We start from the raw sequence: 14881 nt of genomic DNA, 5'->3' as shown, positions 1-14881 counted from the left end.
GCTGCCGGGAGCGGGCGGACGTGGGCGAGCGCTGGGAGGTGCGGCGTCGGCGGGGTCCGCGTGCCGGGGTTGGTACTGGTCCAGCAGGCGTGCTCCGAGTTCGACCGCGCGCAGGCCGTCGACCGCGGCGTGGTGCACTTTGAACAGCAGCGCGAAGCCGTCGGCCGTGCCTGGGGCGCCCACTGCCCGCGGGCGGGGGAGGAGGTGGACTTCCCAGGGGGGCAGGGTCGGGTTGAGGGGTGCGGCCATCAGATGGGCCGCGAGCCGCTCCAGGGAGTGGTCGTCGTCGGGTGGGTGGAGGTGGACGTGTCGGCGGGCGTCGAAGGCGGGGTCGGGCACCCAGCGCAGGCCGGCGGCTGGGTGGCGGCCGGCGGAGACTTTCTGCCGCAGGAGCGGCACCCGCGCTGCGCGTTCACACAGCAGCCGGGCCGCGGCCTGGGGGGTGGGCGGTACGTGCGGTAGTGCGTCGCCGGGCTCAGCGGCCGCCGGGTCGGGGTGCTCGAAGCAGACCAGCGCGCCCAGGTGCATCGGCGCGGCTGGGGATTCCAGGTGCCAAAATGCCGCGTCGGTCCGGCTCAGGCGGTCATCTGCCAATTCACATCTCCGTCCAGGCTCATACGGACTGTTGCCGGGTCGGCAGATCTTCGGCGGGACCTGCTCGGCCGGGTGTCAGAGCGTTGGTACGTGCCCCTGCCTGTGCCGTAGCCGGTGATCCAGCGGCCGGTCTACGGTGTTCGGGGTGACACGCCGCAGCGGCTCCGCGGCGCCGGTCCAGGCGGCCCGTCACTGGCTCGGGCGGCCGTCAGCGGGTCGCCTCGGCGGGGGCCGTGAGCGGCTCGCGTGCGATCAGCCGGCGCCGACGCCCGGACCACACCCCGTATCCCTGCCCGTTCCGGTCTGGGCCTTGGGGTGGGACGTACGGGTGAGCGGCACCACTTGGTCGGCAATCTACCAGCAGCCATCGTTAAGGCGCCGGTATTGAGGCCAGAGGTTCCGTTCTGTATTTTCGATGCGGATCGCGCTCTCTGGAATTACCCAGGAGCCATTCATGAGGGGTGGTGTCTCCTGCGTGCCAGTATTCCGTTGCTGGCCGATCACCCGGGTGTGGTGCTCATTCAAAATCCCCAGTCGACAGAACGGCTCACCAAATTTCCCCGGCAGGACAGGAGGAGTGCGTTCACTGCTCGTCGCTCACCTGAAGCCCTCCCCGGCGGGGCTCAAGCTGGGGCCCCGGCGTCCCCCCGGGGGGAGCCTCAATACATTGGGGCGACACGATGTCCGGTTGGGCCATACGTCGATAATTGAGGCATCCGACCGTCACGATATCGACGCCCTTCGCCCCCCATTCCGGCACCATCGGCGTGTCGGTGGAAAGCCCGGGCAGCGCAGCATGTTTGGCTGTACTGCCGATCGTCGTGAAGTGGAATGTGGTGGGGAACGGCAGTGCCGACCTGCCCACTTCCCTCCTGGCGGGCTGTCGGCCGGGGAATCTATTCGCTTGCCCCCAGATCAAAGGTTCGGTGACTCAGTGCTGTCATCTGTGACGAAAACGATCAGCCACCATCTCGCGGAGGCGGCGGCACGAACACCCCATGCCACGGCGTTCACCTTCGTGGACTTCGCCACCCATCACGCCGGGTTGCCCACCACCCTGACCTGGAGCCAGGTCGAGAACCGCGTACGTGCTGCTGCGAGAGGGATGCGTGAGGCGGCCGTGGCCGGCGGGCGCGTGGCCATCGTGGCGCCGCAGGGCCTGGAGTACGTCGTCGGTTTCCTCGCGGCCCTGTGCGCCGGTGCCGTCGCCGTGCCCTTGTACCCCCCGTCCCTGCACGGCCACGAGGCAAAGCTCCTCGCGGCTTTGAAGGATGCCGACCCGGTACTGGCCGTCACCACGCCGGAGCACCGGCAGGATGTGGAGAAGTTCTGCGCGGACCGGGCCGGTCTGTCGGTGCGCGTGGTCACGGTGGAGGAACTGCGTACGGCTGCGCCTGCGAGCGGTCAGGTCTTCCACCCGCGGCCGGACGACTGTGCCTACTTGCAGTACACCTCGGGCTCCACCCGTACCCCGTCCGGCGTGGAGATCACACACGCCAACGTGTGCGCCAACGCGCGGCAGGCGCTGGAGGCCCTCGACATCGCTGGGGGGCGCAACTGCACCGTGGGCTGGCTGCCGCTGTACCACGACATGGGTTTGGTCTTGGCCGTGGCGTTGCCGATCGTCGGCCGTGTCCACTCGGTGCTGATGGACCCTCTGGCGTTCGTCCAGCAGCCCGTGAGGTGGCTGCGACTGCTCACCGAGCACGGCGGAGCGCTGACTGCCGCCCCCAACTTCGCCTACGACTACTGCGTGCAGCGGGTCACAGACGAGGAGTGCGAGGAACTGTCGCTGGGCTCGGTCGCTGCCATGATCAATGGCAGTGAGCCCATCGCGGAGCACACGCTGGCGCGGTTCGAGGCAGCGTTCGCCCCAGCCGGCCTGGCCAGGACGGCCGTGCGCCCGTCCTACGGGCTCGCCGAGGCGACCGTGTTCGTGTGCACCTCGCCCTCGGGACGGGAACCGACCGTCACCCGCTTCGAACGCACCGCTCTTGCCAACGGTGTCGCCCGCCCGGCCGAGGCTGACTACCAAGAGGCGGTGACCTGCCTGGTGGCATGCGGTCAGCCCACCGGCCAGGAGATCGCCATCGTCGACCCGGCCACCCAGGTGCGTCAGGAAGACGGCCACGTCGGCGAGATCTGGCTGCGGGGCCCCAACATCGGACGCGGCTACTGGAGGCAACCGGACCGCAGCCTGGCCACCTTTCGCGCCACCCTTGACGGCGACGACCCCGACAGCGGGCAGGGCTGGCTGCGGACCGGGGACCTGGGAGTGTGGCACGACACGCAGCTGTACATCACCGGCCGCATCAAGGACCTGGTGATCATCGACGGACTCAACCACTATCCGCAGGACATCGAGCAGACCGTCGAAGGCGCCCATCCGGCGATCCGCCGTCACCACACCGCAGCCTTCTCCGTGGCCTCGGACAGCGGAGAACGCCTGGTGGTCGTCGCCGAGCACAGCCGTGACCTAGCCGGGCCCCAGGGTGTCCTGGAGGAGGCCGCCAGGGCCGTGCGCGCGGCGGTCACGGCCGGCCACGCGGTGGCCGTCCACGACTTCGTCCTGGCCCGGCCGGGCACCGTCCCCCGCACCACCAGCGGCAAGATCGCCCGCAGTGCGGCCCGCGAGCACTACCTGAACGGCACGTGGTTCTCCGGCGCGCACGCCCGGAAGGAGGCCAAATCCGTATGACCGGATCGGGGAGAGGTCGGCGCGATGACCGCCGGGGCCTGGACGCCACCGCGGCGGACGGTCCGCCGCGGGGCGTCGCCGGGCTTCGCGAGACGTTGCACGAACTCGTCGCGGACATCACCGGCGTCCCTGCGGAGCAGATCGACGATGCACGCCCGCTGGCGGAGTACGGACTCACCTCCCGCGGCGCCGTCGCGCTCAGCGGCCACCTGGAGCAGCTCCTGGACTGCTCGCTGCCCGCCACCCTGCTGTGGGAGCACCCCAGCATCGGACAGCTGGTCAGTGCCCTGGGCGGGATGGATCAGCCCACGACGCACGAGGACGAGCACGAGGACGTGTCCGGCCGAAACGCCGCGCAGTCCCAGCAGGACGATCTCGCCGTCGCCATCGTCGGTATCGGCTGCCGCCTGCCCGGTGGCATCCACGGACCGGACGCGTTCTTCGAGCAGCTCCTGGCGGGAACCGACGCGGTGGGGCAGGTACCGCAGGAACGCTGGCGGGACTTCTGCGGTGGGGCGCCCGACTTCACCGCCCTGATGGAGCGCACCACGCGGTGGGGCGCCTTCGTGGACGGCATCGACGGGTTCGATGCGGACTACTTCGGCATCACTCCCCGTGAAGCCGAGGTGATGGACCCCCAGCAGCGTCTGCTGCTCGAGGTCGCCTGCGAAGCGCTCGACCATGCCGGAACGCCGGCCCACAGCCTCAAAGGCACCTCCACGGGTGTCTTCGTCGGTCTGAGCGCCGCCGAGTACGGGCATCTGACCACCTGTGATCCCACACGCCTGACCCCATGGACGAGCGCGGGCGCCGCCGCCAGCATCGCCGCCAACCGCGTGTCCTACCTGCTCGACCTTCACGGCCCCAGCATGACCGTCGATACGGCCTGTTCGTCCTCACTGGTGGCCGTGCACCTTGCCTGCCGCAGCCTGCGCAGCCACGACTGCGAGACGGCCCTGGCGGCCGGGGTCAATGTGCTGTTGTCCCCGTCGGTCACCGCCTCCTTCGAACAGGCCGACGCGCTCGCGGCCGACGGTCGGTGCAAGCCCTTCGACGCCGCGGCGGACGGCATCACCCGCGGCGAAGGCTGCGCGGTGGTGGTGCTCAAGCGCCTGGCCGACGCGGAGCGCGACGGCGACAACGTGCTGGCCGTCCTGAGGGGCAGCGCCGTCAACCAGGACGGCCGGTCGGCCGGCCTGATGGCGCCCAATCCGGCTGCCCAGGAAGCGCTGCTGCGCGCGGCCCTGCGTGACGCGCGGATCGAAGACACCGACCTGGACTACGTCGAGACACACGGAACAGGAACCCTTCTGGGCGACCCCATCGAAGCAACGGCCCTGGGAGCGGTTGCCGGGCACGGCAGAGCACCGGACCGGCCTTTGCTGATCGGATCGGTCAAGAGCAACCTTGGCCACCTGGAAGGCGCGGCCGGCATCGTCGGCCTCATCAAGACCGCTCTGGCCCTGCACCACGGCCGCATCCCGCCCAGTGTGCACTTCCACCACCCCAATCCCCACATCGACTTCACCGCCCTTGGCCTGCGCGTGGTCACCGAACCGACCCCGTGGCCCGCCCATCACCACCGCCCCGCACGCGCCGGAGTGTCCGCCTTCGGGTTCGGCGGCACCAACGCGCACGCGATCCTCGAACAGGCCCCAACCGTCCTGGCGCCCGCGGCCCGCGACCAGGCATCCGCCACCCCGCACGTCCTGGTGGTGTCCGCCCGATCCCGCGACAGGCTCCCAGACGCGGCCGCGAGCCTGTCCTGGCTGGTGGCCGACCACGACACTCCCGCGCTCACCGATATCGCCCACACGCTCGCCCATCACCGCCGCGGGCAGACGGTGGCCGCCGTCGTCGCACGCACCGGCCGGCAGGCGGCGGCGCAACTGGCCGCACTGGCCCGCGACGAGAGGGTCCCCGGCCTGGTCCCGGCATCCTCCGAAACGCCCACGGCCGGTGGCAGCACCGCACGCCGACCGGTCTTCGTCTTCTCCGGCTACGGCTCGCAGTGGCGGGGCATGGGCGGGCGCCTGCTGGCCGACGACCCCCTCTTCGCCGCCGAAGTCTCCGCACTCGATCCGCTCTACCGCGCGCAGACGGGGACCTCGCTGACCGACATGCTCACGCGGCCGGATTCCGGTGAAGCCCTGGACCGGACCCAACCGCTGCTGTTCGGAATTCAACTCGCCCTGGCACGGACCCTCCAGGCCTACGGCGTGGAACCCGCCGCCGTGGTCGGCCATTCGATGGGCGAGGTCGCCGCCGCCGTCGTCGCCGGGGCCCTCGACGCCCGCGACGGCCTTCGCGTCATCAACTGCCGATCGGCCCACCTTGCCAAGATCGACGCCGAACACGCCGGTGCGATGGCGGCCGTCGAGGTGGACGAGGCATCACGAGAGACGATCCTGGGCCGCTTTCCCGGCGTGGAGATCGCCGTCCACTCCTCGCCGCAACGATGCACGGTCGCCGGACCAGCCAAGGCCGTACACGATCTGGTCAACGAGCTGACCCAGCAAGGACACATGGCCCGACTGCTGGAGGTAGGCGGCGCCGGACACTGCGCCGCGGTCGACCCGGTCCTGGCACCGCTGCGCCGCGCCCTTGCCGAACTGCGCCCACGCACACCTGCGATCCCCTGGTTCAGCACCGTCACGGACGACCCCAGCGCCCCTACCACGGCGGATGCGGACTACTGGTGTGCTAACGTCCGCCGTCCGGTGCGCCTGCAGCAGGCGGTGACCGCGGCCGCCGACGACGGCCACGACCTGTTCCTGGAGATCGCACCCCACCCCATCGCCTCCGTCCCGGTCACCGAGACCTTGGGCAGGGCCGCCGCGGGCAGGCAGTGCATGGTCATCCCAACGCTGCACAAGGCCGCAGACGAAGCGGTGGACCTGCGGGTCGCGCTGACGAAGCTGCACTTCGCGGGTGTTGCGATGGACACCTCGCGGTTGTGGCCTCACGGTGCGCGCACGGCATTGCCCACCCCCCAATGGCGCCACGAACGCTTCTGGTTCGCCCGCCCGGTCCTGCCCGCGGCCGGCGGCCATCGGGTCCTGGGGTTGCGCACCGACGACCCCAGGACCGGTGCGGTCCTGTGGCAGGCGGACATCGGCACGCGCCGGCATCCGCTCCCGAACGTGGTCCACAACTCGCCGGTGCTCACCCTTCCCGTTGTCGCTGAGCTGGTGATCGAGGCCGCTTTGGACGTCTGGGCCGGGGCAGGCCTTGCTTGTCTGGGGATCGAAGACCTGAAGATCCACGACTGGCTGGCCCTGTCCACCAGCACCCCGGTGACGGTGGTCTGGGAACCGGGGTGCGACCAGCGGGCGGCCCTCACCCTCCACGCCCGCGGCACGGACGCCGCCTGGCGCTGCTACGCCTCGGCTCAACTCACGCCCAACCCCGAGGCCCTCGACGAGGGTGTCCTTGAGCGGCAAGGACCAGCGCTGCACCTCGCCCCGGACGACACCGAGAGCCAACACCTGTCCTACGCAGACCTGCTGACCGCTGTGCTGCACGCTCCCGCCGAAACCGCTGAAACCGCCGAACCGCGCACGGCACCGGCAGGCGACCCGTCCTCACCAGCCGCCGACCAGCAAGTTCCCATCGCCGTCGAGTCCTTGCAGATCACGGCACAGGGCGTGCTCGACACCTCCTACGACATCTGCTGCGGGCCCACAGACGGGACCCCCGGCGCCGACCGGTGGGACGTCACCGCACACGGACCCACGACGCAGATCGCGGCCCGGGCCGTCGAGTTGCGTTCGATTCAGCGGCGCGACATTCCCCGCCCCCTCGAAGGGTTCACCTACGAGATCCGATGGGAGAAGTCCCCGGCCACACTCCGGACGGGCCTGGACCGAGTCTTCTTGGTGAGCGGTGGAACCGACGCCGACGCCGCGCTTGTCGCCTCACTGACGCAAGCCCTCCGGGCACAGCAAGTGGACGTGGTATCCGCAGCGTGCGACGACTCACTGGATTCGGCACTCACCGCATGGCTGAGCGCCGCACCGGACGGCCACAGCGCCGTCGTCGCACTCGCCACGCAGCAGGAGAGCGACGGCAGTGCCCAAGCGCTGCACACAGCAGCCCGCCTGGCACGTTGTCTGTCCCTAACCCAGCACCAGCGCCCTGCGCGTCTGTGGATGGTCACGGTGATGGCGCAGACGACAACCTCGGCAGAGCGCGGAACACCGCACCTGGCCTGCCTGCGTGGGCTGGTCCGGGTCCTGGCCCTGGAGCACCCCCGCCTGCGTGCTTCGCTGGTGGATATCGACACCCAGCCCGCAGCGGTCGAGGACCTCGTCCAAGAACTCCTCGGCGGTGGTCATGCTGATGAGGTCGCCTGGAGGTCCGGCACACGCCTGGCCGCCCGCCTCGCCCGCGCCGACCTCAGCGCGCAACGCGGCGACCAGCTCGTCCTCGCACGTTCCGACGGGGCCTACATCGTCACCGGTGGACTGACCGGCCTGGGCCTGGCCACGGCCCGCCGGCTCGCCGAGCAGGGCGCCGGCCGTCTCATCCTCAACGGACGGCGTCCCGCCGGGCCAGAGGCCCAGCAGGTGCTGGCCGAAGTACGCGCCCGGGGCACCCGCGTCGACGTCGTGAGAGGAGACCTTGCCGACCCTGATGTCGCGCCGCACCTGGTGCGGGCCGCGCTCGCCGAAGGTCACCTCTTGCGGGGCGTCGTGCACTGCGCCGGTGTCCTGCACGACCGTATGATCGACGATCTGGAGCCGGGCGACATCGACATCGTCTGGCAGCCGAAGGTCGTCGGGGCCCAGAACCTGGAGGCGGCCTGCGCGGCGCACGATCTCGACTGGTGGGTGACCTACAGTTCCGCCGCCGCGCTGCTGGGCTCGCCCGGGCAGGCCGCCTACGCGGCCGCCAACGCCTGGCTGGACTCCATGGCCCACCGCCGCAGAGCCCAAGGGCTCCCCGCGACCGCCATCGCCTGGGGGCCGTGGGACAACATCGGCGACGTGCGCGCAGGTGCGGCCGGGGTACTGGAACCCCTCACCATGGCCGAGGGCCTGGACGCCCTGCAAGCCCTGGTCACCCTCGACCGGGCCCACACCGGGGTCGTGCACCTGGACACCGGCCGAGTGCTCGCGGCCTTTCCAGGCCTGGCAGACCTGCCCTTCTTCGCCGGCCTGGTGCGTGAGGACGGATCCGCCCGCGACGACTGGGCATGCCCCACCGGCATCGCGGCCCTGGAAGGCGCCGCGGACAAGGTGTACGCACGTCTGGCCACACGGACGGCGGCCGTCATGGGATTCACCGCCCACGACCTCGACGAGAACGCCGCGTTGACCGACCTCGGCCTGGACTCGCTGATGACCGTGCGTATCCGCAATGCCGCCATGCAGGACTTCGGCGTCGACCTGCCGCCCACCCTCCTGCTACGCGGCGCCAGCCTTCGGGAACTCGCAGACACCGTGCTGCGCACTCTCGGCCTCGCCTCCCCACCCCCAGCACCGGAGCCGGTAGCAGTCGCCTCCGAACAGACCCAACACACCGCGCCCGCGCTGCCTGACACGCTCGGACCGCGGGACGCCGCCGAGCGCCTGGTGGCGAGCACCTGGGCCGAGGTGCTGCACCGCCGACCCCGCGACGTCCACGAGGACTTCACCGACGCGGGCGGGGACCAACTGGCAGCCCAGGCCCTGGTGGAACTCATCCACCGGCGCACGAACCCGCAGGCCCGGCCGAGCCTGAACGCCCAGTCGGTCATCTCCCGGGGCACCGTCGCAGCCATCGCCGACCTGATCCGCCCGACGGTCAACCGAACCGGCCAGCCGGTCCTCAACACCCTTCGCCCCGCCGTCCCCGGCTCGAAGCGGCCCGCACTGTTCACCTTCCACCCGGCTGGCGGACCGACCTCGGTCTACATCCCCTTGACGCAGCTGCTGCCGTCCGAACAACCCGTGTACGGCCTGGAGCGGGTTGACACGCTGCCCACGATGCAAGACAAAGCGGCCCACTACCTCACCCTCATCCGCGACATCCAGCCGGAAGGGCCCTACCACCTGCTCGGCTGGTCCTTCGGCGGATGCCTTGCCTTCGAAGTCGCGCGCCAACTGAGACAGGCGGGGGAGGCCGCCGGATTCGTGGGACTGATCGACACCATCCTGCCCTCCGCACTACCCGAACAGGCATCACCGCAACAGCTCATGAAACGCTTCGCGCGCTTCTCCGAATACGTGGAGAAAACCTACGGACGCCACCTGGAACTGCCCTACGACGAACTGGCGGCCACCCCCGACGACCAGCAGATCGACCTGGTCATGCGCCAGGTCGCCGAGGCCGGTCTCGACATGAGCCCCGGGATCATGGAGCACCAGCGAACCTCCTACATCGATGCCCGGGTCGGCGAGCGCTACGTCCCTGAGCCGTACGACGGGCACCTCGTGCTCTACCGCGCACGACAGCCCCAGCAGCTCACCACCGCCCTGGACCCGCGGTACCTGCGCCAGGAAACGGACCTCGGATGGGAGCCGCTGTGCCGGTCCCTGGAGATCGTCCCGGTGGAGGGCGACCACCTCTCGGTGATCGACCCACCCCACGTCCAGACCATCGCACAGCACCTCACCAAGGCTCTGCGACCCCGGTGACGTAGCCCCGGTGGCACGGAGACAGGCCCGCACGACGACCGCCCCACGAGCCTTTCGGCGGCCTCTCTCATTTTTCCCCTGATTGTAGAGAGTTCGCATTCTTGGGGAAAAAGGCGAGCATTCCCGCCAACCGGGTGAACGTCACCGATCGGCCGTTCCTGCGTCCGGAATACTCGTGGAAGTCCGGGAATGCGCGCCAGCGCACCAGATTCAACACATGGAGGTATTTCTCATGCAGAAGAAGACGCAGCGCAGTTTGCTCGCGACTGCCATGACGGCCGGATTGCTGGCTGCCGGCGCTGGCGTCGCCAGTGCCGACAGTTCGGCCGAGGGTGCTGCCGTCAACTCCCCGGGCTTCCTGTCCGGCAACCTGCACCAGCTCCCGATCGACCACCCCATCAACTTCTGTGGCAACACCATCAGTCACCACGGCGCATTGAACCCGGCATTCGGGAACAGCTGCGCCAACGCCGACTGAAGTCGACGTCCGAACCCGCAGGATGATCGCCGGTGCAGACCACCGCCGCAGGAGGAGCCGGCTCCGTTTCGACCGTGCAGGAAACAGGTGGTTGCCGGACATGAGAAGACCACGCCACCTGTCGATCACGGAGTTCCCTGCCCCTGATCCTGCGACAGCGCCTTCGGCCTGAAGGCCGGTTGAATCGCATCCCCGTTACGGCCGGACGACAGTCCGGCCGTAACGGCGCTCCGGAGCGTGCCCACCTACGCCCCGGACCTTCAACCCGCAGGAGGGTGTCTGGTCGTTGGTCAAGCGCGACATCGGCAACCTGGCCGCAGCCGACCTCAGCCAGATCACCCGGGCTGTGAAGCGCCGGCTCAAGAAGATCCAGTACCGCCCGGACCTCGTTGACGGCTGTCTCACCGGAACCGGGCTCGCACTCTCCTGACCGCCCGGGATGGCCCCCGCTCTTCATGCAGACGCGTCGGCCGTGGCTGGTTCGGGCGGATAGAGGTCGAGCACCACGTCCAGCCCGAGCGCACCGAGCTCGGAGAGCAGCGGAGCGGGCAGGACACAGCCTCCCTGACCATCCTCGCTGCCGAAGCCGAGACGCAGCTCCAGGTCGCAGTCGTCCAGCAAGCTCGCCAACCCCTCGCGACGCCCATCAAAGAGTGCGACCAGCGCCCGCACATCGTCCACGAGGCCGGTGTCATCAGGCAGACCGCTTCGCCTGAGCCAGACGCTGGTGTCCCGTCGAGCACTGGTCGGATTGAGGGGACTCATCAGGCTGTCCCGCTCGAACTGCTGGCCCGGCGTGATCCCCAGACGACGCGAGACCTCACCGGCAGCGACCGTGCGGCTGGTGATCCGGATCGACCCGGCTGACCACCTCGTGGCCAGCGCGGCCGGCTGCATCCTCAGGTCCTCTGGCACGTCCTCACGATCGCAGGACGACCGACGGGACGCGAACCCATTTCCGCAGGTCTCAGGCGCGGATGGATGCCGACGCGACCGACATCACGAGTTCAGAGTCAGTACCCCGGACGGAGGCTACATCGGCACCATGGCCAGGCCGATCTGGGCCGCCGCATAGCCCCCGTAGTTGCCGCCGTTGGTCGGCGTGCACAAAGGTGACGTGAGCCGGTAGCCGGTGCCGCTGCTCGGGGAGGTGACGGAGATCGTGGGGCTGCCGAAGAACGGGCTGTGCACCTCGGCCGTGAACTGCGCGACCTGGTTCGAGCCCTGGGAGCCGTTCAGGTCCGTCACCTGGAACCCGTAGCTGCCCGAGTTCAAGCCGACCCCGCAGCTCTGGTAGGCGCCGAGGTAGCTGTCGCCCGTGGGGCCGCTGAGGCGCAGCAGATCGGGCGTCAGGTTGGTGAAGGTGAGCCAGCCGTCGTAGACCTGGCTGTTCGTGGCGAAGGCCCAGCCGCCGCCGGACCGGAAGAACTGCTCCGGCCTGACACCGTAGCCCCACACGTAGCTCTGCATCGTCAGCTCGGCCGGGAACACCTCGGCGTTGGTGATCTCGGCGATCCAGTACGTCCACCCGCCCGACTGCCACATCGCCCACGACGGGAGGTCGGAGGGGTAGTAGTCGGGGTCGGTGGTCTCGGCGACGTAGATCTGGTACTTGGCGGCCAGCAGCATCTGCATCATGGACACGTCGTAGCCGGGCGTCGCCGCGGCGATCAGGTCGGCCGCCGTCTCCGGATCCCAGTACAGCGTGTCGGGCCGATCGGGGTCCAGGGTCAGCGGGTAGACGCTCTGCAGCATTCCCCAGTCCTGCAGGATCGCGATCTCGATCGTGCCCATCGCGCCGAGCAGGCCCTTGTAGTTGTTGTCGAGCTCGGTCCAGAGGTCGACCACCGTGACCTGGAACGGGTCGGGAGAGATGCTGCCGCCGCCGGAGGAGGCGGCCAGCCCGATGTTGATCCCCGTCTCCATCAGGTTCCCCAGCACCGGCCACCCCGGCGTCGCCGACTGAGCGCTCATCGCGGTGTAGGCGACGCCGCCGAGGATGGCCAGGATGATCCCCGCGACGTTCTCCTGGTCCGATCCCACGGTCAGTCCGGCGGCCTTGATGTAGGCGTTGAGCGCGTCGCTGTCGGTGCCGAAAAGCGAGTTCTGGAAGATCGCGTAGTAGTCGAACAGAGAGCGGGTGTTGCCCGCGTACGAGATCTCGGTGAGCAGCTGACTGCGGACCGCGTCCCAGTCCCCCTGGGAGATGCCGTCCGGTGCTTGGTTCCAGGAGCCGATCTGGCTGCTGTAGCTGTCGATGTCGGCGCTCAGGTCGACGTACGTGGCGCGCAGCGACGGGACGCCCAGCCGGCCCTCGATGCAGGTGTACGCGGTCTCCTTGTCGTCGGTGAATTCGGGGAAGTCCTCCGGCGTCTGCTGCAGGATCGCCTGCAGCGGCGTGGCCGGGGTGGTGTACCAGGTGTAGCTCGCGCTCGGAGTGCCGGGTGCTGCCACGACGGGGTCCCCGGCGTCGTGGGTGACCGGACCTCCAGTTCCTCCGGACGGGCACAGGAAGTCACCCGAGGAGGCGCTGCGGATCTGGTTCGGCGTGCTCAGGTCCCACACCTGGGTCAGCGGCAGGGGGTCCCGCTGCGTGTCCACGGTGACGTAGTTGCCGCCGTCCCCGTCGCTCGGGCCGCCCAGGGTGAGGACGAGATTGTCGCCCTGGGCGCTGAGGATCCGCCCGTCGGGCGTGATCTGCCACAACTGGGACGCGGCAGCGGTCTGCTGCGTGTACGGCCAGATGATCAGCACCGCGCCGGGGTCGGTGCTGTTCGCGTCGACGCTGATCAGGCAGTCGGCACCGCCGGTATCCGGGAGCGCGCTCTGGAAGCAGACCCAGGAGGGCGCTGTCGTGCTGCCCGACACCGGGGGTGCCAGAAGGGTCCAGTGCTGCAGGCGCCACGCATCGTCCGCTTCCGGGCTGAGCGCGGCGCCGAAGCGGCCGTTGGTGCGTGCCAGCGTCGTGAGGACGCCGCCGTTCGCCCGGTTCGCGATGCGACCGTCACCGGTCACGCTCCAGAACTGGTGGGGATGGGCGCGGTCCCCGGCGACCGCGGTCGTGATCCGGTTCTGCGAGTCGTCCCAGGCGATCGCGTACCCGTTCAGCCCGCTGATGAGGCGGCCGTCACCGGTCATGCACCACAGCTGACTCCGCGCATCGGAGCCTTCCATCGGCCGCAGGATGATCGGGGTGCCGGGGCCCGGGTCGTCGGCTTCGAAGCCGAACACGAAGGGCTGCTCCTGAGGGTGCTTCAGCCCTTCCAACTCCTCGGCCTGGCTCGCGATGTAGAAGAACTGATGCGTCGGGGGCGTCACCGTCGTCATCATTCATCACCGTTCCTGGTGCAGCAGGGGCTCTACTGGGCGGGCTCGTTCCACCGGAGCCGGCGCGAGCGGTCACCTCTTCAGTGGACCTCGTGGGCGACCTCGCCGCAATTGGGGGCCACCAACTGCCCGGCGCCGGAGGCCGAGCGGAGCGGAAATGCCCGCACCGCTCGGCCTCCGATGCGACACAACCGCGGCTTGATGGGTCGCGTGGGCCGAACCCCGGTGGTTCACATCCGTGGCGGGGGATCCGGTCGGGTCTCCATAGCCGGAATGGCCTGCTACAAGAAAGGCTCTCCGCCCATCTGATGCCACCGATGAGGGAGTTCATCGCCGATCGGCAACCTCGCGGTCGTCAACGTCGACCACCTGGCCAAGGCCGTCAAGCGACGCCTCAAGAAGATCCAGTATCGCCCGCACCCGATCGATAGCTGCCTCACGAGCGCCGGTCTGATCATGGACGGCTGACCATGACCAGACCGGACATCACGCTTTCAAGTTCAGTAGCGGGGGCGCTTTCGGGGAGCTCCGGGTAGAGCTGGTCCATGCTGCCCTGCTGCCCTCTGGCAGGTAGCGGCGGGGGGGAGTCCATCCATTCGCCGTGGAGCTCGAAGAGGACGGCGGCGACCAGCCGCAGCAGCGCGTCGTCGTTGGGGAAAACCTGGACGACGTCGGTGCGGCGCTTGACCTCGCGGTTGATCCGCTCCAGCGGGTTCGTCGACTGGATCTTCTTCCAATGTCGCTTCGGGAAGCCGGCGAACGCGGTGCGGACCGCCTCCGCGGAGGACTGGGCGAAGATCGTGCGGATCGCCGCGGCGACCAACTCGCCCGCTTCCTTGCTGATCACGCTGAACGTATTGCGCAGGAAGTGGACCCTGCATCGCGGGTAGGCGGCTCCGAGCATGACCTTCCGGATGGCCTTGACCAGGCCGAGGTGGTCGCCGCCGATGACGAGCCGGACGCCGGTCAGGCCGCGTTCGCGCAGGTGACGGGGGAATTCGGTCCAGAGGTCGCGTCCGGATAGATGCAGGGGAAGCGGATGTGGTCCAGGGGTCGGGCGCAGAGCGGCCAGCTGGCCGTCCAGGTCCTGGCAGATCCGGGAGACCTCGCTCTTGGAGATCCCGGTGTCCGCGCCGAGAGCCTTGACCAGGTCGTCGACCGACC

Annotated in this window: 6 protein-coding genes and 2 pseudogenes; 4 read left to right on the top strand and 4 right to left on the bottom strand. The window is 69.4% G+C overall.

From position 1 onward, the window contains the following. A partial coding sequence (locus tag TR50_RS44900) for a wax ester/triacylglycerol synthase domain-containing protein (RefSeq protein ID WP_304941212.1) occupies nt 1-594 on the bottom strand: 594 nt, incomplete at its 3' end. Nucleotides 595-1390: 796 nt separating this feature from the next. Between TR50_RS44900 and TR50_RS35165 the strand changes: the two genes are divergently transcribed. The 4 genes and pseudogenes from TR50_RS35165 to TR50_RS47690 form a co-directional block, all read left to right on the top strand. Next, a complete protein-coding gene (locus TR50_RS35165; protein ID WP_084701511.1) occupies nt 1391-3292 on the top strand; it encodes a fatty acyl-AMP ligase in 1902 nt (633 codons plus the stop codon). After that, on the top strand, nt 3289-9912 hold the full coding sequence (locus tag TR50_RS35160; protein ID WP_052441699.1) for a type I polyketide synthase: 6624 nt from the start codon (nt 3289-3291) through the stop codon (nt 9910-9912). The genes TR50_RS35165 and TR50_RS35160 overlap by 4 nt, the downstream gene beginning before the upstream one ends. A 232-nt stretch (nt 9913-10144) precedes the next feature. Next, complete coding sequence (locus TR50_RS35155) at nt 10145-10390, top strand: chaplin (RefSeq protein WP_042431831.1); 246 nt, start codon at nt 10145-10147, stop codon at nt 10388-10390. 237 nt (nt 10391-10627) lie between these two features. Next, a pseudogene (locus TR50_RS47690) lies at nt 10628-10820 on the top strand (IS630 family transposase); the annotation flags it as partial. A 23-nt stretch (nt 10821-10843) separates the two neighbouring features. Here TR50_RS47690 and TR50_RS35150 read toward each other — a convergent pair. From TR50_RS35150 to TR50_RS35140, 3 genes and pseudogenes are all read right to left on the bottom strand, one after another. After that, nucleotides 10844-11305: a DUF4279 domain-containing protein gene (locus tag TR50_RS35150; RefSeq protein ID WP_152648807.1), complete on the bottom strand. Its 462-nt coding sequence runs from the start codon at nt 11303-11305 to the stop codon at nt 10844-10846. A 117-nt stretch (nt 11306-11422) separates the two neighbouring features. Further along, the gene (locus tag TR50_RS35145) at nt 11423-13708 is read right to left on the bottom strand and encodes a ricin-type beta-trefoil lectin domain protein (protein WP_152648806.1); all 2286 of its coding nucleotides are present in this window, start codon (nt 13706-13708) and stop codon (nt 11423-11425) included. 463 nt (nt 13709-14171) lie between these two features. After that, nucleotides 14172-14881, bottom strand: a pseudogene (locus TR50_RS35140) (transposase); the annotation flags it as partial.

The organism is Streptacidiphilus anmyonensis (assembly GCF_000787855.1).
GTDB lineage: Bacteria > Actinomycetota > Actinomycetes > Streptomycetales > Streptomycetaceae > Streptacidiphilus > Streptacidiphilus anmyonensis.
The sequence above is the reverse complement of the archived record's forward strand: the minus strand, read 5'-3'. Positions and strand labels throughout refer to the sequence as shown.

Bases quoted from the DNA above. Each gene is read 5' to 3' on its own strand.
- TR50_RS35160 (WP_052441699.1), top strand. From the start codon at position 3,289: ATGACCGGATCGGGGAGAGGTCGGCGCGATGACCGCCGGGGCCTGGAC.
- TR50_RS35155 (WP_042431831.1), top strand. From the start codon at position 10,145: ATGCAGAAGAAGACGCAGCGCAGTTTGCTCGCGACTGCCATGACGGCC.
- TR50_RS35165 (WP_084701511.1), top strand. From the start codon at position 1,391: ATGTTTGGCTGTACTGCCGATCGTCGTGAAGTGGAATGTGGTGGGGAA.